The 18,537-nt window shown below is 70.4% G+C and carries 17 protein-coding genes; 15 read left to right on the forward strand and 2 right to left on the reverse strand.

What is annotated here, in order from left to right:
* Positions 1 to 58: 58 nt before the first annotated feature.
* On the reverse strand, positions 59 to 2,074 hold the full coding sequence (locus LXN01_RS02785; protein WP_236863004.1) for a choice-of-anchor I family protein: 2,016 nt from the start codon (positions 2,072 to 2,074) through the stop codon (positions 59 to 61).
* Positions 2,075 to 2,301: 227 nt separating this feature from the next.
* Positions 2,302 to 2,886 carry a hypothetical protein gene (locus LXN01_RS02790; RefSeq protein ID WP_236863005.1) on the reverse strand — a complete coding sequence of 195 codons (585 nt, stop codon included), beginning with the start codon at positions 2,884 to 2,886 and terminating at the stop codon, positions 2,302 to 2,304.
* Between the two features lie 49 nt (positions 2,887 to 2,935).
* Here LXN01_RS02790 and LXN01_RS02795 point away from each other — a divergent pair, with 49 nt between their 5' ends.
* The 15 genes from LXN01_RS02795 to LXN01_RS02865 all read left to right on the forward strand — a co-directional run bounded on the left by LXN01_RS02795 (position 2,936) and on the right by LXN01_RS02865 (position 18,537).
* A complete protein-coding gene (locus tag LXN01_RS02795) occupies positions 2,936 to 3,274 on the forward strand; it encodes a hypothetical protein (RefSeq protein WP_236863006.1) in 339 nt (112 codons plus the stop codon).
* Positions 3,275 to 3,357: 83 nt separating this feature from the next.
* Positions 3,358 to 4,314 (forward strand): hypothetical protein, encoded by a 957-nt coding sequence (locus LXN01_RS02800; RefSeq protein WP_236863007.1) that lies wholly within the window; start codon positions 3,358 to 3,360, stop codon positions 4,312 to 4,314.
* Positions 4,315 to 4,319: 5 nt separating this feature from the next.
* Entirely contained in the window at positions 4,320 to 5,330 is a 1,011-nt protein-coding gene (locus LXN01_RS02805) for an HAD-IIA family hydrolase (protein WP_236863008.1), read from the forward strand.
* Entirely contained in the window at positions 5,327 to 5,485 is a 159-nt protein-coding gene (locus LXN01_RS02810; protein ID WP_236863009.1) for a hypothetical protein, read from the forward strand. The genes LXN01_RS02805 and LXN01_RS02810 overlap by 4 nt, the downstream gene beginning before the upstream one ends.
* Positions 5,482 to 6,303, forward strand: coding sequence for a TlyA family RNA methyltransferase (locus tag LXN01_RS02815; protein WP_236863010.1), 822 nt, complete (start codon positions 5,482 to 5,484; stop codon positions 6,301 to 6,303). Before LXN01_RS02810 ends, LXN01_RS02815 begins: the two co-directional genes overlap by 4 nt.
* Positions 6,300 to 7,226 (forward strand): NAD kinase, encoded by a 927-nt coding sequence (locus LXN01_RS02820; protein WP_236863011.1) that lies wholly within the window; start codon positions 6,300 to 6,302, stop codon positions 7,224 to 7,226. The genes LXN01_RS02815 and LXN01_RS02820 overlap by 4 nt, the downstream gene beginning before the upstream one ends.
* A complete protein-coding gene (gene recN, locus LXN01_RS02825; protein ID WP_236863012.1) occupies positions 7,223 to 8,980 on the forward strand; it encodes a DNA repair protein RecN in 1,758 nt (585 codons plus the stop codon). The genes LXN01_RS02820 and recN overlap by 4 nt, the downstream gene beginning before the upstream one ends.
* The gene (gene steA / locus LXN01_RS02830) at positions 8,977 to 10,227 is read left to right on the forward strand and encodes a putative cytokinetic ring protein SteA (protein ID WP_236863013.1); all 1,251 of its coding nucleotides are present in this window, start codon (positions 8,977 to 8,979) and stop codon (positions 10,225 to 10,227) included. The genes recN and steA overlap by 4 nt, the downstream gene beginning before the upstream one ends.
* Positions 10,224 to 11,240: a copper transporter gene (locus tag LXN01_RS02835; protein WP_236863014.1), complete on the forward strand. Its 1,017-nt coding sequence runs from the start codon at positions 10,224 to 10,226 to the stop codon at positions 11,238 to 11,240. The genes steA and LXN01_RS02835 overlap by 4 nt, the downstream gene beginning before the upstream one ends.
* On the forward strand, positions 11,237 to 12,094 hold the full coding sequence (locus LXN01_RS02840) for a hypothetical protein (RefSeq protein ID WP_236863015.1): 858 nt from the start codon (positions 11,237 to 11,239) through the stop codon (positions 12,092 to 12,094). The genes LXN01_RS02835 and LXN01_RS02840 overlap by 4 nt, the downstream gene beginning before the upstream one ends.
* On the forward strand, positions 12,091 to 13,710 hold the full coding sequence (gene murJ / locus LXN01_RS02845) for a murein biosynthesis integral membrane protein MurJ (RefSeq protein WP_236863016.1): 1,620 nt from the start codon (positions 12,091 to 12,093) through the stop codon (positions 13,708 to 13,710). The genes LXN01_RS02840 and murJ overlap by 4 nt, the downstream gene beginning before the upstream one ends.
* 172 nt (positions 13,711 to 13,882) lie before the next feature.
* Positions 13,883 to 15,013, forward strand: a complete 1,131-nt coding sequence (locus tag LXN01_RS02850) for a glycosyltransferase family 4 protein (RefSeq protein ID WP_236863017.1) — start codon at positions 13,883 to 13,885, stop codon at positions 15,011 to 15,013.
* A gap of 47 nt (positions 15,014 to 15,060) precedes the next feature.
* Complete coding sequence (locus LXN01_RS02855; RefSeq protein WP_236863018.1) at positions 15,061 to 16,194, forward strand: glycosyltransferase family protein; 1,134 nt, start codon at positions 15,061 to 15,063, stop codon at positions 16,192 to 16,194.
* Between the two features lie 32 nt (positions 16,195 to 16,226).
* Entirely contained in the window at positions 16,227 to 17,891 is a 1,665-nt protein-coding gene (gene pyrG, locus LXN01_RS02860; protein WP_425547680.1) for a CTP synthase, read from the forward strand.
* Positions 17,892 to 17,895: 4 nt separating this feature from the next.
* Positions 17,896 to 18,537, forward strand: a complete 642-nt coding sequence (locus LXN01_RS02865; RefSeq protein ID WP_336885220.1) for an NUDIX domain-containing protein — start codon at positions 17,896 to 17,898, stop codon at positions 18,535 to 18,537.

The raw sequence follows: 18,537 nt of genomic DNA on the forward strand, positions 1-18,537 counted from the left end.
GCGCCGAGGCGGTCGCCGGCACGCGGCGACCGCCTCGGCGGCGGAATGGGCGGACGACTCAGCCGCGGCTGCGACGAGCAAGCCAGATGGCCGCCGCTCCTATCATCGCAAGCACGGCGCCGACCCCGGCGATGACGCCGACGTCGGTGCCGGTTCGGGGGAGAGCGCCCGGCCGGTCGCCTGCGGCATCAGCTCCGTCGGAAGAGCCGCTGTCGGCCTTCTCACCCGGGACGGTGGACGGGGCCTCGTCGTCGGGGACAGGCGCGGCGCCTGCGTCCTCGCCGTCATCCTCAGCGGGAGCGCCTTCCGACCCATCGGCGGGCTCGCTCGGCGTCGCCGGTTCGCTCGGCTCAGCGGCGAGGAGGTCGCTGTGGACGTCGTAGAACGTGGTGCTGCCCGTGACTTCGTTGCCCACGATGAGCATCCCGGCCACACCCTCCGCCGGCGTGTTCAGCTCCGAGGCGGGCACGAACACCACACTTTCAGGCCCGGAGTCGCCGGCATCGGCAACGCCGGCGGAAAGATCCTCGACGGCGAAGTTGCGGTTGTTGAAGTAGGTGACGAACTCGGACTCCGCGGGCCGGGTGATGTCGTACACGGCGATGCCGCCGATCCGCTCGAATCCGACGAAGGCGAAGGTCCGGTCGCCGATCCGGCCCACTTCGACGGCCTCCGGTTCAGGACCCTTGTCGTCGGAGCGGTTGTCGAAGTTCGATTCGTCATTGGTCGAGTTGAAGAATTCGGGTGCCGCCTCGGCGGTGATCTGCTCGAACTCGTCCTCCGAGTTGAAGACGAGTTCGCCGGAGGTGTCGAGGATCGAGAAGGAGCGTCCGCCGAATCCGTAGATCTGCTCGTAGCAGCTGCCGTCGGCGGCGAGCCCCTGAGCGCTGGTCACCGTGAGGCGTCCGAGATTCTCGTCCGCCTGCAGCTCCTCGACGCTCATCCCGAAGTCCTCTGCGACGCTCTCACACAGCGGGGCCACTCCGTCCTGCCCGAAGTCCTTCACGCGCAGCTCCTCGGAATAGGCGTCCCAATCCCTGGAATCGCCTTCGTTGGCCGTCAGCAGATACTCGGTACCGCCGATCTCGACTGCCTTGATCGTGTCGGGCTGGAAGAACGTCTCCACCGGCCAGTTGGCGATGTTGACCGACCCGTCCTCATTGGAGACGTCGGCCGGAACGTTCATGAGGTCCTGAGTGCCGAGCGGCAGCAGCGACTCGACCGCTGCCGACGCGAGATCCACCACGGCGATGGCGTTGGCCTCCTGCAGCGTGACATATGCCTTGGAGCCGATCACGGCGCTGTACTCGGGCTCGAGGTTCTCCGACACCGGAAACTCCGGGTCGCCAGTGCCGGCATCCTCCCGACCGCCGTAGACGCGCACACCTTCGGGCAGATTGTCGTCCTCGAAGGCGTGGAAGCCCGCCAAGCGGACCGCATTCTGCTGAGGAGCCTCGACAGTGCTGGGCAGCGCGATCACTCCGACGGTGCCCTCCGGGTCGACCGAATAGTCCTCGGCGGGCTCGCCCTCATTGGCGACGACGGCGTAGGCGCCGTCAGGTGAGAACACGACAGAGTCCGGCAGCGCACCGGTGCGCACCGCTCCGAGGGCTGTCGGCTCGTCTTCGGACAGATCGAAGAAGGCGACCCAGCCGTCGTCGGTCTTGTTCGGGTTCTCGACGGCCACTGCGGCCAGGCCGTCCTCGCGCACGTCCACCGAGTTGGCGGTGCCGCCGGCGGGCACGGTGGAGCCGTCAGCCGAGGGGATGCCGCCGGTGGCGAGCTCGAACAGCTCCGAGGGTTCGGCAGGATCCGACGAGTCGAGCACCCGAATGGTGCCCGCGGCGGCGTTGACGACGAGCGTCTGCTGTCGGGCCGAGTAGTGGACGACGATCTCGGCTGCACCCTCGTCGAAGATGTCGGTGCGGTGGCTGCCGACGGGGTCGAGAGAGAGATCAGCACCTGGGGCGGAGTGCTCGACCGCACCGGGAACCGGTGCGGCAGCAGCAGGGGCGAGGGCGGTGAAGCCGGTCAGGCCGGCGATCAGCACGCCTGAGGCGATTGCACGTTGCATCGAGCGCCTTTCATGTCGGGACGAGTGGGAATCGTCGAGGGAGATGACCCGGCGGCGGCACAGGCGGCGGCCGCAGAACCCCGTCGACGTTAGGCAGACAACCCGGCCGGCCTGCGGCCTGCACACGACGAGGAGGTGAATTCTGGGAGCAGGCGCGGCCCGGTTAGAATTGAACGGATCAATCCGACAGTCGAATAGGGAGCATCGTGGCGAGTTCAGACGACCAGTCAGACAGCCGGCCTCAGCACAGGGGCGACGGGGGACGGCGTGGTGACTCGTTCGACGGACCGCGCAAGGACGGGCGCGGCGGTTCTGATGCTTCCGATCAGCGAGGCCGCGGGCGAGGCGCCGGCCGGTCCCATGCGGGCCGGGACTTCCGGCGGGACGACCGCAAGGGCGGCGACCGGCGATCGCAGGGGGACCCGAACCGTCGCCGAGACGACCGTGACGGCGCGCGCAGCCGTGACGAGGGCCGCGATGGTGACCGGCGCGGAAGCAGTCGCTCCTCCGGTGCCCGAGACTCCGGACGGAACGACCGGGGAGGAGACCGCCCCTACTCGAAAGGCCCCGGTCACCGCGGCGATGACCGGAAGGGCGGCGACGGGCGGCGCTCGGGCGGCGGCCGTGACTTCCGACGTGACGACCGCCAGCGGGGTGACGACCGCCGGCCACACGGCGGGCGCAATGACGGCCGCGAGGATCCCCGCCGTGAGGGGGAACGTCCCCGTGACGATCGAGGCCAGGGCACCGAGCGTCGGAGAGACGATCGCACTGACCGCTCCCGGGGCGACCATCCCGACCGTCGTGAGCACGGCGGTCGCGATTTCCGGCGCGAGGACTCGCGCCGGGAGAACTTCCGGCGTGACGATCGGCGTCGCGACGATCGCCGGCCGGACAGACGTGATGACCGTCGTCGGGATGATCACCGACGGGACGAGCGCCGGCCGGAGAGGCGCGACGACTTCCGGCGCGACGATCGGCGTCGCGACGATCGCCAACCGGACAGGCGCGATGACCGCCGTCGTGACGATCGACAGCGGAACGACAGGCGGCCGGACAGGCGCGACGACCAGCGTCCGGACACCCGCCGGGATGACCAGCGGCGCGGCGGTCGCGGCGGGCGCGACGACAGACGCTCGGATGCGCCTCGGCGTCGCAGCGATACCGGACGAGGGCGAGAGCGACGCATCGAGCCGGTAATTCCCGAGGGGATCACCGGCAGGGAGCTGTCCGGTCCGGTCCGCTCCCAACTGCGGCCGCTGACCAAGGACAACGCCGAGAAGGTGGCGCAGCACCTGGTTGTCGCTGCACAGCTGCTGGACGTGGATCCGGAGACGGCGTACCAGCATGCCCAGGCCGCGGTCAGCCGCGCAGGGCGGATCGGCGCTGTGCGCGAGGCGATGGGCCTGGTCGCGTATCAGCTCGGCAAGTACGAGGAGACGGTGCGCGAGCTGCGCACGCACCGGCGCATCACCGGCTCCGACGACAATCTGGCCGTCCTCGCCGATGCTGAACGGGGGCGCGGGCGGCCGGCAAAGGCGCTGGAGATCTTCGGAGAGGCCGACCGGGAGAAGCTGTCGGCTGAGCTCTACACCGAGCTGGTCATCGTCGCGGCGGGCGCTCACACCGACCTCGGCGACGTGAAGGCGGCCCGCAACCTCCTTGACCAGCAGAGCTTCACCGGTTCCGCCTCGGGGTCGACCGTCCGGCTGCTCTCGGCCTACGCCGACCTGCTCCGGATGGACGGAGACGAGGAGACCGCCGACAAGTACGAGGAGCTTGCCCGACGCACCGCCAAGGCGACGAACACCCTCTTCGGGGACGAGGAGCCCGACCCCAACGCAGACGCGGAGATCATCACGATCGAGGAGATCGACGACGAGATCAGTCAGGTCGAGGCTGAGGATGCCGACCAGATGACCGCCGATGAGCCCGACCGTGCTCAGGCTGATGATGCCGGTGACGAGGCTCGCGGCGAGCGGCGCCCGCAGACCTTCCACGAGGAGGTTGAAGCCGAACTCGATGAGATCCTCGCCGAGGCAGAGACCGGCCTCGAGCAGGAGGCAGAGGAACCCGTGGGTGAGGACGCGTCGGGTGACCGGGAAGGGCCGGTCCGCCCGGAGGAGGCCGACACGGAGGGGGAGCCCCGGGTCGCTGAGCGGCCGGTCCGCCCGGAGGAAGCCGACACGGAGGAGGAGCCGCCGGAGGAAGAGGCGACGGCTCCGCTGTTCGATCTGTGATGGTCATGCGCGAATTCGATTCGGTGCTCCTGGACCTCGACGGGGTCGTCTACGCCGGCCCGCACGCCGTGCCCGGCGCAGTCAGTGCACTCGACGCCCTGCTGCACGAGAACCTGCCGTACGGCTTCGTGACCAACAACGCCTCGCGCACTGCGGCTGACATCTCCGATCAGCTCGTCGACCTGGGCCTGTCCTCCCGGCCGGAGCAGGTGGTCACGTCGGGGATCGTCGCGGCCCGAGCGCTCGGCGAGGCGCTGCCGACCGGTAGTCGCGTGCTCGTGATCGGCAGTCCCGCGCTTGCCGACCTCGTCGCCGAGGCTGGGCTGGAGCCGGTGCACCGGTTCGCGGATGAGCCCGCCGCAGTCGTGCAGGGATTCTCCAAGGAGATCGGCTGGCACCAGATCGCCGAAGCCTGCCAGGCGGTCGCCTCGGGCCTGGCATGGTGGGCGACCAACCTCGACTTCACGATGCCCACCGATCGGGGCCTGCTGCCCGGCAACGGGGCTTTCGTGAGCATTGTGGCGGAGACCACCGGTCGTCGGCCCCAGGTTGCAGGAAAGCCGGGAGCGGCGATGCTGCGAACAGCGGCCGAGGTGATCGGGGGATCCCGGCCGATCATGGTCGGTGACCGCCTCGACACCGACATCGCCGCGGCAGTGGCGGCGGGCATCGATTCAGCGTTGGTGCTGACCGGCATCCATGATGTCCACGACGCTGTGCGCGCACCCCGAGGCCTTCGCCCGAGCCGCATCATCGGAGTTCTGCCGGAACTGCTCGACCCGGTGCCGGAGGTCACCGTCGACGGCGACACGGCGCGCTGCGGCGAAGCGTCGGCCCACCTGCGCGAGGGCGTGCTCACCGCGGCCGGTCCCGCAGTCCAGGCGGCCAACGCGGCGCTGGCGCTCGTGGTCGAGCTCTCCGATGACGAGAGCGCGAACCTCGTGATCGCCGATTCCGTCCCGCGGAGGACCGAGGCGGTTGTCGAAGGCGGGGCCGAGAGCGTGAGACACCGATGAAGCCGGGGGGAAATCCTGCGGCGGCAGCCGGTCGGCTGCCGACCGGGCAGTGGCAGTCGCGGCTCGAAGAGCTGCGCGAGCTGCCGCCCGCCGAATCGCTGGCGGCGGCCGAGGCCCTGCTCGGAGAGCTCGAGAAGGGCCTCGACTCCCTGTGACCCGCCTCGACGTCGCCCTGGTGGAGCGCGGACTGGTCCGCTCCAGGAACCGGGCGGTGCGCGAGATCGCAGCCGGGCGTGTGGCGGTCAACGGGTCGACTGCCCGCAAAGCCTCGGTCAGGGTCGCACCCGATGACGTCCTCGAGCTCACGAGCGCAGATCCCTGGGTGGCGCGCAGTGCACACAAACTCCTGGGCGCTCTCGGCGACTTCGGTCTCACCGACTTCCCGGCCGGCCTCGTGTGCCTCGACGCGGGAGCCTCCACCGGCGGCTTCACCCAGGTGCTGCTCGAACACGGGGCGCGCCACGTCTACGCAGTCGACGTCGGCCGCGACCAGCTCGCGCCGGAGCTGGCAGGGGACGCACGCGTCACCGACCTGTCCGGACACAACCTGCGCGAGCTCGAACCGGCGTGGTTCAGCGGTCCCCGGCCGATCGACCTCGTCGTCGCCGACGTGTCCTTCATCTCCCTGACTCTGCTCCTCGACCGCCTGCTCACGACGACACGCCCGGGTGGCCTGCTGCTGCTGATGGTCAAGCCGCAGTTCGAGCTCACCCGCTCAGCCCTCGACAAGCACGGGGTCGTCACCCGTGCCGTCGACCGCGCCGAGGCGGTCGTCTCCGTGGTCTCGGCCGTCGCCGGAGCCGGCGGTCAGCTGTTCGGCTGGACACCCTCCCGACTGCCCGGCCCGAGCGGCAATCGGGAGTACTTCCTAGGCGTTCGCAGAGCCGGATCGGTAGGATCGGGTCCAGCGCCGGTCGACCCGACCGCGCTCATGACCCACGTCCGCGCCCAGATCAGCCAGGAGGAATCATGACGCGCCGAATCGCCGTCGTCCTCCATCCCCACCGGGAGCAGGCCCGTGCCGCCGCGCTCAGCGTGTGCCGCACCCTCGACTCCGACGGCATCCGCCCGGTGATGCTCGAAACCGAATACCGCGCGCTCGTGGCCTACAACGGCATCCCCGACACCGAGATCATCGTCGTGCCCGACGCCAGCCCCCGGTGCTCCGAGATGGACTGCGAGCTCGTCATGGTGCTCGGCGGCGACGGAACCATCCTGCGCGCCGCGGAGCGGTTCCACAGCTCCGGCGTGCCGATCATGGGCGTCAACCTCGGTCACGTGGGATTCCTCGCGGAGAGCGAACGCGACGATCTCGACGAGGCAGTCCACCGCGCCTCGGCCCGCGACTACACCGTGGAGGAGCGGATGGCGCTCGACATCTCGGTCATCGACCGGGAGACGACGATCCACCGCGCATGGGCGCTCAATGAGGCGACCGTCGAGAAGAGCGAGGACTGCCGGATGATCGAGCTGGTGCTCGGCGTCGACTCGCGCCCGGTGTCGAGCTTCGGCTGCGACGGTGTCATCCTGGCGACCCCGACCGGCTCGACCGCCTACGCCTTCTCCGCCGGCGGACCCATCGTCTGGCCGGAGGTCGAAGCGCTGCTCATGGTCCCGATCAGCGCCCACGCCCTCTTCGCCAAGCCGCTCGTGGTGTCCCCGAACTCGCGCCTCGGCGTGGAGTTCCTGCCCTCCGGCCAGGATGTCGGCGCCGTGCTCTGGTGCGACGGCCGGCGGGAGATCGAGATCCCGCCGGGCGCCCGCGTCGAAGCCGTCCGCTCAGCCACCTCCGTGCCCCTCGCGCGCCTCAACATGAGCCCCTTCACCGATCGCCTGGTGGCGAAATTCCAGCTGCCGGTCACCGGCTGGCGGGGACCGATGGGGACGGCCGGATGATCGTCTCTCTGGGGATCGAGAACCTCGGTGTGATCTCCGGCGCCCGGCTGGAGCTCGGACCCGGCCTGACGGTGGTGACCGGCGAGACCGGTGCCGGCAAGACGATGTTCGTCACCGCGCTCAACCTCCTGACCGGCGCACGGGCGGACGCCCATGTGGTCCGCGCCGGCGCGCAGAAGGCGATCGTCGAGGGCGTATTCGACCTCGCAGCAGTCAGCGACTCGGTCGCCGAGCGGATCTCGGAGGCCGGGGGAGATGCCGACGAGGAGGCCATCATCGGCCGCGTCATCCCGTTGGCAGGCCGGGCGCGCGCCACCGCCGGCGGGCGGACTGTGCCCCTCGGGGTGCTCCGCGACGTCGGAGCCGAGCTCGTCAGCATGCACGGCCAATCCGAGCAGATCACCCTGCGCAGCCCCGCCAAGCAGCGCGAACTCCTCGACACCTATGCCGGCACCCCGCTGGCCGAGGCGCTCGCGGACTACCAGCAGGCGCATTCCGCATGGCGCGAGCTGCAGGCCAAGCACGAACGCCTGCTCACCACCGTCCAGGAGCGCGCCGAGCGCACCGCCTTCCTCACTGTCAGCCTCGAGGCGATCGACGCGGTGCGCCCGCTGCCCGGCGAGGACACCGAGCTCAAGGCGCTTGCCGCGCGGCTGGGAGCGGCCGAGGACCTCAAGGCCGCCGTCTCCGCCGCCCATGACCTGCTGGTCGGCAGCGACTGGGACGAGACCGCGAACGCCGCCGATCTGATCAACCGCGCCGCCGCGGAGGTCGGCCGCGCCGCTGCCGTCGACGACTCGCTGACCGCCCTGACCGCGGCGGTCACCGACGCCGGGCTGCGGCTGTCCGACACCGCCGCCGAGCTGTCGGCCTACCTGCAGGAGTTCGACGATCTCGGAGACATGTCGCTGGAGGACGCCGAGGCGCGGCGGGCCGAGCTCGGATCGCTGGCCGCATTCGGAGTCGACGTCGAAGCGGTCCTCGATTTCGAGCAGCGGGCCGGGCAGGAGCTGCTGGAGCTGCAGAACTCCGAGACCTCCCTGGCGGACATGGACGAGCGGGTCGGCCGAGCCGAGGATCAGGTCCGCGAGACCGGGAACCGTCTCATGGAGATCCGGCGCACAGCCGCCGCGGCCTTCGCCGCGGCGGTGTCCGCGGAGCTCTCGGCCCTGTCCATGCCGCGGGCCCGCATCGTGTTCGAGATCAGCCCGGCCGCACCGCATGCCCTGGGAGCCGACTCGGTCCGCATGCTGTTCAGCGCCCACGACGCCTCGCAGCCGGGTGACATCGGCCGCCTGGCCTCCGGCGGCGAGCTGTCCCGGGTGATGCTCGCGATCGAGGTCGTCAAGGCGGAGCGTCTGACGTTCCCGACCTTCGTGTTCGACGAGGTCGATGCCGGGGTCGGCGGCAAGGCCGCGATCGAGATCGGTCGCCGCCTGGCGCTGCTGGCCCAGCACTCGCAGGTCATCGTCGTCACCCACCTCGCGCAGGTCGCCGCATGGGCGGACCAGCACCTCACGGTCGTCAAGGACGACCGTGAGGGCGGCGCGGTCTCCGGGGTGGACTCCCTCGACCACGACGGGCGGATCATGGAACTCGCGCGGATGCTGGGCGGCATGGCCGACTCCGGCACCGCGCGCGCCCACGCCGCCGAACTCCTTCAGACCTCGGCCGAGGAGAAGGCTGAGTTCGCCTCGGGCCGGCCGCGCGCAGAGCTGGCGGGCAGTCGGCGTGGAAGAATGGGTGCACCATGAAGCTGCGCAGAGGCCGAGAGACCATCCCCACCGAAATCGTCATCGGACCAGCGGTGGCCCGCCCGGACCGCAGGACAAAGGACCTCGCCCAGCGCCTGCAGCCCGGTGAGATCGCGGTGATCCGGCACACCGACATCGATCGCGTGGCGGCCGAATCCCTCGTCGAACGCCGGCCAGCCGCTGTCGTCAACGCCTCGCAGTCGATCTCCGGGCGCTACCCCAACCTGGGGCCGGCGATCATCGTCGAAGCGGGCATCCCGCTGATCGACGACGTGGGAGATGAGGTTCTCGACCTCATCGCCGACGGTGAGGAGCTGACCCTGCGCGACGGCGAGCTGCTGCGCGGTGACGAACTGATCGCCTCCGGACGGGTGCACACCGCCGCCAGCATCGAAGAGGCCATGGAGGGCGCGCAGGCGGGGATGATGAGCGTCCTCGTCGACTTCGTCGACAACACCATCGAGTACATCCGCAAGGACTCCGATCTGCTCGAGGAGGAGATCGTCGTCCCCCATGTGCGGACCGACTTCACCGGCCGGCACGCCCTCATCGTCGTGCGCGGCTACCACTACAAAGAAGACCTCGCGATGCTCAAGACCTACATCCGCGAGTACCGGCCCGTGCTCATCGGCGTCGACGGGGGAGCCGACGCCATCCTCGAAGCAGGCCATACCCCGAACATGATCGTCGGGGACATGGACTCGGTGTCTGATGCGGCGCTCACCTCGGGTGCCGAGCTCGTCGTCCACGCCTACCGCAATGGCCGGGCACCGGGCGTCGAGCGCCTCAAGGAGCTCGACCTCGAATGCGTGCTGTTCCCCGCCTCGGGCACCAGTGAGGACATCGCCATGCTGCTCGCTGACGACAAGGGCGCCGAGCTCATCGTCGCCGTCGGCACTCACGACACGGTCATCGAATTCCTCGACAAGGGCCGCCGGGGGATGGCCTCGACCTTCCTCACCCGCCTGCGGGTCGGCTCGAAGCTCATCGATGCCAAGGGCGTCTCGCTGCTGTACCGCCAGCGGATCTCCAACTGGCAGCTCACCGTCCTCGCGCTGGCCGGACTGCTGGCGCTGTTCGTCGCGGTGTCCGCGACCTCCGCAGGCCAGACCTTCTTCGGCCTGATCGGAGCTCAGTTCGACGGCATGGTCCAATGGTTCCAGTCCCTCTTCGGCTCGCGCCCGGCGATCGACGAGTCCGCCGGCGCTCCGGTGCTCCCCTGGATGCAAGGAAAACAGCTCACGTGATCGACTTCCGCTACCATCTCGTCTCCCTCATCTCGGTCTTCCTCGCATTGGCCGTGGGCATCGTGCTCGGCGCGGGACCCCTGAAAGAGCCGATCGGCGACTCGCTCCAGAGCCAGGTCGAGGCGCTGCGCTCCGATCGCGACGGGCTGCGCGTCGAGCTCGAAGCTGCGCAGGGGGATGCCGAGCGGCTCAGCGAGTACGTCGTCGCCTCGGCTCCCGAGCTGTTGGCGGACACCCTGCCGGATACCTCGGTGACGCTGGTGGCCGGGCCCGGCGGCAGCGCCGACACGGTGACCGCCCTCAAGGACCGCTTCGAGGAGTCGGGAGCGAGCATCGCCACCGAGCTGCAGCTGTCCGAGAACGCGCTCGACCCGACCGACAGCGCCGAACTGCTCGAGTCGCTGCGCGAGGTCGATCCGACGCTGCCGGCGGGTGACGGCGACGCCCTCGTCCAGGCGCTGACGAAGGCGCTGGCGGCCGGAACGGGACAGGAGCCGGGCGGACCGGCCGCCACCGGCGAGCCGACTGACGACAGCGCCGAAGCGCCGGGCACGCCGCCGGCCGAGGACGCGTCGGAGGGCTACTCCCAGGATCAGGCGGCGCAGGTCATCGAGGTCCTCTCGGCCGCCGGCAGGATCAGCGGCGGTCGCTACTCGGCCGCGGACAGCGTTGTCCTGGTGGCGCCGGTCGTGCCGGACCCGCCGGCCGACGGCCAGCCCACCGCAACCCCGACCCCGGAGTCGGCCGAGCAGGACACCGCGTACGTGGACCTGTCGACGGGTCTGGCGCAGCGCATCCCGACCGTCGTGACCGGCACCACCGCCTCGGCCGAGCGCGGACTGGTCGCAGCCCTGCGCGAGGCGGAGTCCGCCGTGAGCACCGTGGACGGTCTGGAGCTCGCCGCCGGCCCCGTGATCACAGCTGTGACCGTCGAGGAGACCATCGCCGGTTCGCCGGGCGCCTTCGGGTTCGCCGGCAATGCGCAGGCCGTGCTGCCGGGGGTCCAGGAGTGATCCGGACGATCGTCCTCACCGCTGTCGCCGCCGCCGGCGGCTGGGGCGTGACCCGCGCAGTGCTCGCCGGCCGGGGCGTCATCGACCGGCGCGGGCGCCTCGACCGCACCAATCACGCCGGCTCGACGGTCTCGCTCATCGAGGGCCCCGCCGTCGCCGCCGGACTAACCACCGCCGCGGTGCTCGTCGCCGCTCCGTCGCACCGGACTGCGGCCGTGACCGCGACCGCGGTCTCCGGCATCCTCGGATTCGTCGACGACGTCGCCGAATCCGGGTCCGCGAAGGGCCTCAGAGGGCACCTCGGCGCTCTTGCGCGGGGTGAGATCACGACCGGCGCGCTCAAGGTGATCGGCATTCCGGCGGCGGCGCTGCTGGCGGCCGGAGTCGGCCGGCGCCCGGAGCCGCTGGGCGGTTCGGCAGCGCTGGGCGCTCTCACGGATACGGTGCTGGCCGCCGGCGTCATCGCCGGGACCGCCAACCTGCTCAACCTCCTCGATCTGCGGCCCGGGAGAGCTCTCAAAGCGGGACTGCTCGCGCTCGCGATCGGCGAATCGTCCCCGCGCACCGGCACCGTGCTCACCGGCGGCGCGCTCGGTGTCATCGCCGCAGCCTGGCCCGACGACCTCGCCGGGTCCTCGATGCTCGGCGACACCGGGGCCAACGCCCTCGGCGCCTATCTGGGAACGCGGTACGCACTGTCTGCCTCGCGTCCGCGCCTGGCCCTGGAGCTGACGCTGCTGGGCGCCCTCACGCTGGCCAGCGAGAAGGTCTCCTTCACCGCCGTCATCGCGCGGACTCCGGTCCTGCGCGAGCTCGACGCCTGGGGACGCCCCGCGGCGCTCGTCTCGCCGTGACGCCGCGCTGGCTGCGCCTCCTGGCCAGCGCCGCGCTGGCGGTCTCCATCGTGACCATGCTGTCGCGGCTCGTGGGATTCGCCCGGTGGCTGGTGTTCTCGCCCACCGTCGGCGCAGGTGCTGTGGGCACCGCCTACCAATCCGCCAATCAGGTCCCGAACATCCTCTTCGAGGTCGTCGCCGGCGGCGCGCTGGCCGGCTCCGTCGTCCCCCTGCTCGCCGCACCGTTGGCCCGCGGCGACATCCGCGAGGTGTCCCGGATCGCCTCGGCTCTGCTGACCTGGGCCGTCACGCTGACGCTGCCGCTGACCGTGCTGGTCGCAGTCTTCCACCAGCCGCTCGCCGAGCTGCTGGTGTCGCCGGATTCGGGCACCGGCGCGCTGGCCGGGCGCTTCCTGCTGATGTTCTCCCCGCAGCTGGTGCTCTACGCGATCGGCGCGGTCCTCACCGGTGTCCTGCAGGCCCACCGGAGGTTCCTGTGGCCGGCGTTCGTGCCGCTGCTGTCGAGCCTCGTCGTGATCGCCACCTACTTCGCCTACGGTGCAATGGCGACCGACACCGATTCCGCTGCGCCGAGCGCGCTGGCGGTCCTCGGCTGGGGCACGACTGCGGGCGTGGCGATGCTGGCCCTGCCCTTGGCGCTGCCGACGGCTCGCACCGGCGTCCGCCTGCGGGTGACGTGGCGCTTCCCGGTCGGGGTCGCCTCGCGCGCGGGCCGGTTGGCCGCGGCCGGGATGACAGCGCTGGTCGCCCAGCAGATCGCGGTCCTCGTCACCCTCGTGATCTCCAACCGAGTGGGCGGCACCGGCGTATTCGTCGTCTTCAGCTACATCCAGGCGGTCTATCTGCTGCCCTACGCCGTGCTGGCCGTGCCGATCGTGACCGTGGTGTTTCCGCGGCTCAGCCGTCAGGTCGCAGAGAAGTCCTCCGAGGTCACATCGACGGTGAGCACCACCACTGGCGCGATCATCCGGGTCGGCGTGCTCGGGGCCGTGATCCTCATCGCCGCGGCCCATCCGCTGCAGGTGTTCTTCAGCTCGTTCGACGCGGCTTCCGGCAGCTCCGAGGTTCCCTTCGACGCGATGGCCGCCGGCATCATGCTGATTGCCCTTGCCGTACCAGGGTGGTGCATGGTCGCGTGGGCCTCGCGGGTCTTCTACGCGGTGGAGCGCTCCCGCTACGCCGCGATCGGGACCACCACAGGCTGGGTGCTCGTGTCGCTCACGGTCGTCATCGGCGCCGGGTTCGTGCCTGCGGAGGGTCGCAGCACTGCGACGCTGCTCCTCGTGTGCGGCGCCTATGCTGTCGGCATGACCGCCGCCGGGGTCGTGCTGCTCATCCTGGTGCGGCGGGCGGCCGGACCCGAGGCGGTCGCCGGCCTGGCGGTCGGCGTGCTGATCACCTCCCTCCTCGGGGCGGCTGTCGCCTGGGGAAGCGCCGCGCTCTCGCAGCTCCTGCTCTCCGTGCTCTCGGAGGTGCCGATCCTGCTCGGAGCGGTGCTTTCCGGGATCGGCGCCGCCCTGGCCGGTGCCGCCGTGATGATCGGCGCGCTGCTCGCATTCGACCGGCGGCTGATCGCCCGCACGCTGGAACTGGCTTCCGGCCGGGGCATGTGACCGCCTCGCCGGCCGGGCCCCGCGATCGCCTCATCGGTTTCCGCCTGGACCCTTGTCCGCCTCGGGCAGGGGGAAGCTCACCGCAGCATTCGAACGAGGACGACCAGCACTCGGGGGGGGTGAGAATTGGATAGGCTGGAGACCTGAGGACGATCGGACGAGAGGAGCTCCCGTGAAGCCGCTGCGCATCCTGCTGGTGCTCGCCACATCCACCGGCGGCGTCGGCACGCATGTCGCATCGCTGGCCCGCGAATTCGCCGCCGCCGGGCATACGGTCGGTGTCATCGGCCCCTCCTCGACGGACGAGCAGTTCGGGTTCGTCGCCCATCGGAGGATCGCGTTCGCGCCGCTGGAGCTCGGTACCTCGCTGCGCCCGAATGATGTGGCGACGGTCCGCCGGCTGCGCCTCCTGATCACCACGTTCCATGCGGATGTGGTCCACGCCCACGGCTTTCGCGCGGGCTTCACGATGCTCACCGCGGCTGCCGGGATCCGGCGCGGGGACAGGCCCAGGACGGTGGTCAGCTGGCACAACAAGGCCATGGGCCGGGGAGTGCGCAGGCTGGCGGAGCGGACCGTCGAGAGCTACGTCGCCCACCGGGCCGACCTCACGCTCGGCGCGAGCAACGACCTCGTCGTCCGAGCGCAGGAGCTGGGGGCCGACCGGGCGGTGTTCGCACCGGTCGCGGCGCCGGAATGGCCGATTCTCGAAGACGTCAACAACTCGCTGCTGCGTTCCCAGAAGATTCGGGAGCTGGGACTGCCGCGCGGGTCGGTGCTCATGCTCTCCGTCGGCAGGGTCGCCCCGCAGAAGAACTACGGAATGCTGCTCGACGCCCTTGAGCTCGTCGCCCCGAAGCATCCCCGGCTGTGCGTCCTCATCGCCGGCAGCGCCGACCCGACCGAGCTCTCCGCGCTCAGGGACCGGGTGCGGGAGCGCGAGCTGCCGGTGCACTTCCTGGGCCAGCGCTCCGATGTGCGGGCGCTCAACCAGGCCGCGGACATCTTCGTCCTGACCAGCCTGTGGGAGGCGCGTGCGCTGGTGCTGCAGGAGGCCATGGTGGCGGGCAAGGCGATCATCGCCACTGCGGTGGGCGGCACCCCGGAACTCCTCGGCGACGCGGGCATCCAGATTCCGACCGGGGACGCGACCGCGCTGGCCGACGCCATCGACACTCTGCTGGGCAATCCCTCCGAGCGCGCCCGGCTGGGGCGGGCGGCGGCGCTCAAGGCGCTGGACCTGCCGCGCGAGCCCGAGGTCGCGGCAGCTGTCGAGAACCACTACCGGTCGCTGCTGAGCTGAACGATAGGGTTGAGTCCATCCACACAGACGAAGAAGGAAAGCGCCTGATGACTGAAACCGGTGGCAATCTGATCCTCGACCCGGACACCCGCATTCTGCACGTGCTCACCGAGTCGGCAGGAGTCGTCGCGGAAGTCGCCCGCGTCGCGATCCGGCGCCACCTGATCGCCGGCTTCAGGGTCGCGGTCGCCTCGCGCCAGGCCGTCTTCGCGGAGCTGGACCTGCCCGCGGGCCCGAACCTCGTGCACATCGACGTGCCGGTGCGGTCCGGACTGCGGCCGGGCGATGTCGGGCGGGCCTTCACCCTGCATCAGCACTACCGGCACGTCGACGTCGTGCACGCCCACGGCCTGCACGCCGCCGCACTCGCCGGTCTGGCGATGACGGGCCTGCCGGCCCATCTGCGGCCGGCTCTGGTGGCGACCGTCGGCCGGTTCTCGCCGGGCGGAGCGATCGATTCGGCTGAGGCCGCGCTCGTGTCCCGCTGGGCCGCTGTCGTCCTGGGAACCACCGATCCGGTCTGCGAGCGCTTCGTCGACGAGGTCCCGATCGTCGAGCGTGCCGAGCTGATCACGCCCGACATCGACACCGTCTGGGAGGCGCGGCGCACACGCCGGGAGGTCCGTGACGATCTCGGGCTCCGGGCCGGCACCTGGTTGATCGCCGCGCCCGTCGAACTCACCGACCACGATCCGCTGACCACCATCGTCGAGGCCGCCCTCGAGCTGCGTGCCCAGCGTCCGGACTGGCGGTGGGCGGTCGCGTTCACCGGCGCCGGCAGGCTGCGCGGCATCATCGACGAGGAGGTCGCCTCCCGCCGTCGCGACATCATCCTCGCCGACGGGGTGTCGACCGTGGACATCGTCAGCGCCGCCGACCTCGTCCTCGCGACCGAGCGCATGACGGCGATCGACGCCGAGGGCATCATGCAGCTGGCCCGGCCGGCCGTGTTCGTCGGCACCGAGCGTGCCGGCAGGGTGTGGGGCGACGCAGTGCCCCGGGTCGGCAGCACCGACACGCGGGCTCTGCTGCGTGAGATCGAGCGGCTCATCGACGACCCTGCCGAGCGCGCGCGCACGGCGATCGCCGGAAAGCGGCGGGTGATCGACGTCGACGGCGCGGACCTCATCGCCGGAGATCTGCTCGACGTCTACGCGGCCGCGCTCCCGGCTGCTCGCTGATCCCTCGAATCCTGATAGCATTGAATTCCGTGGTGAATCGACTGAGCACAAGCGAACAGCAGAACACACGGCACATCTTCGTGACAGGCGGTGTCGTCTCCTCGCTCGGCAAGGGGCTGACGGCGTCCTCCCTGGGACATCTCCTCTCGCAGCGCGGCATCAGAGTGGCGATGCAGAAGCTGGATCCCTATCTCAACGTGGATCCAGGCACGATGAATCCGTTCCAGCACGGCGAAGTGTTCGTCACCGACGACGGCGCGGAGACCGACCTCGACATCGGCCACTACGAACGCTTCCTCGACACTGATCTGGATGCCAGCGCCAACGTCACCACCGGCCAGGTCTACTCGACGGTGATCGCCAAGGAGCGTCGCGGAGCGTACCTGGGCGACACGGTCCAGGTGATCCCGCACATCACCGATGAGATCAAGACCCGGATGCGGGCGCAGGCCGCACGCACCGACGGCGAGGCACCGGATGTCATCATCACCGAGATCGGCGGGACCGTCGGAGACATCGAGTCGCAGCCTTTCCTCGAGGCGGCGCGCCAGATCCGCCATGATGTGGGCCGCGAGAACGTGTTCTTCATCCACGTCTCGCTCGTGCCCTACATCGGTCCGTCCGGCGAGCTCAAGACCAAGCCCACGCAGCACTCCGTGGCCGCGCTGCGTTCGATCGGCATCCAGCCCGACGCGATCGTGCTGCGCTCCGACCGGGAGCTGCCGGACTCCATCCGAGCGAAGATCGCCTCGTCCTGCGATGTCGACTTCGAGGCGGTCGTCTCCTGCGTCGACGCCCCCAGCATCTACGACATCCCCCGGGTCCTCTACGACGGAGGCCTGGACGTCTACGTGGTCCGCCGTCTCAACCTGCCCTTCCGCGACGTCGACTGGACGCAGTGGAACCGGCTGCTGGAGCGGGTTCACCAGCCCAAGCACACCGTCGAGGTGGGATTGGTCGGCAAGTACATCGACCTGCCCGACGCGTACCTGTCGGTCACCGAGTCGCTGCGCCACGGCGGATTCGGCAACGACGCGAAGGTCAACATCCACTGGATCCAGTCGGACAGCTGCGAGACGCCGGAGGGCGCCCGCGAACAGCTCGGCGGCCTCGACGCGATCTGTGTCCCCGGCGGCTTCGGGATCCGCGGCATCGAGGGCAAGCTCGGCGCCCTGACCTATGCCCGCACCGAGGGCATTCCCGCGCTGGGGCTGTGCCTGGGCCTGCAGTGCATGGTCATCGAATACGCTCGCAATGTCGTCGGCCTCGAGCACGCATCCTCGACCGAGTTCGACCCGGACACCACAGAGCCCGTCGTCGCGACGATGGCTGAGCAGCTCGACATCGTCGAGGGCGAGGGCGACCTGGGCGGCACCATGCGCCTCGGGCTGTACCCGGCCGATCTGGTCCCCGGCAGCGTGGTCGCGGAGACCTACGGCTCCGAGACGATCTCCGAGCGCCACCGCCACCGCTACGAGGTCAACAACGCCTACCGCGAGCGCCTCGAGGAGGCCGGACTGGTGGTGTCCGGCACGTCGCCGAACGGCCAGCTCGTGGAGTTCGTCGAGCTGCCCGCCGACGTCCACCCCTACTACGTCGCCACGCAGGCGCACCCCGAGCTGCGTTCCCGGCCGACGCGACCGCACCCCCTGTTCAGCGGGCTCGTCAAGGCGGCCCTCGACCGGCAGCAGGTCTGACCCCGTGGCCCGCGACGAGGACTCGATGATCCGCGACGAGTTCGTCGAACCGGAGATGCTCAGCACCGAGATCGTGTACCGCGGACTCGTGTGGAACGTCGTCCGGGACACCTTCCGCCTCCCGGAGTCCGACGAGCCGATCACCCGCGACTACGTCGAGCACCCCGGAGCAGTGGCCGTTGCCGCGGTCGACCCGGACGACCGCATCATGCTGATCCAGCAGTACCGTCATCCGATCCGTGCTCGCGAGTGGGAGGTCCCCGCCGGACTGCTCGACGTCGCCGGTGAGCCGGCCCACCTGACGGCCCAGCGCGAGCTCCACGAGGAGGTCGACCTGCGGGCGGCCACCTGGAACGTGCTGGCCGACCAGCTGTCCTCCCCGGGAGGTCTCAGCGAGACGCTCCGGATCTTCCTCGCCCGCGACGTCGCCGAGGTGCCCGAGGCCGAACGGTTCGCCCGGGACGCCGAGGAGAACGGGATCGTGCCCCGCTGGGTGCCGCTGGCCGAGGCGAAGGAGGCTGTGGTGGCCGGCAGGATCACCAACGCCACCGCGGTGATCGCGATCCTGCAGGCGGAGCTGGCTCGACAGCGGGGCTGGGACGGCCTGCGGCCCGCCGATGCCGCCTGGCCGGCCCGCCGCGGCTGA

Source organism: Brevibacterium daeguense (genome assembly GCF_021729135.1).
Lineage (GTDB): Bacteria > Actinomycetota > Actinomycetes > Actinomycetales > Brevibacteriaceae > Brevibacterium > Brevibacterium daeguense.

Coding starts and splice junctions, on each gene's coding strand:
- LXN01_RS02785 (WP_236863004.1), bottom strand. CDS start 2,074: ATGCAACGTGCAATCGCCTCAGGCGTGCTGATCGCCGGCCTGACCGGC.
- LXN01_RS02805 (WP_236863008.1), top strand. CDS start 4,320: ATGCGCGAATTCGATTCGGTGCTCCTGGACCTCGACGGGGTCGTCTAC.
- LXN01_RS02810 (WP_236863009.1), top strand. CDS start 5,327: ATGAAGCCGGGGGGAAATCCTGCGGCGGCAGCCGGTCGGCTGCCGACC.
- LXN01_RS02820 (WP_236863011.1), top strand. CDS start 6,300: ATGACGCGCCGAATCGCCGTCGTCCTCCATCCCCACCGGGAGCAGGCC.
- recN (WP_236863012.1), top strand. CDS start 7,223: ATGATCGTCTCTCTGGGGATCGAGAACCTCGGTGTGATCTCCGGCGCC.
- steA (WP_236863013.1), top strand. CDS start 8,977: ATGAAGCTGCGCAGAGGCCGAGAGACCATCCCCACCGAAATCGTCATC.
- LXN01_RS02855 (WP_236863018.1), top strand. CDS start 15,061: ATGACTGAAACCGGTGGCAATCTGATCCTCGACCCGGACACCCGCATT.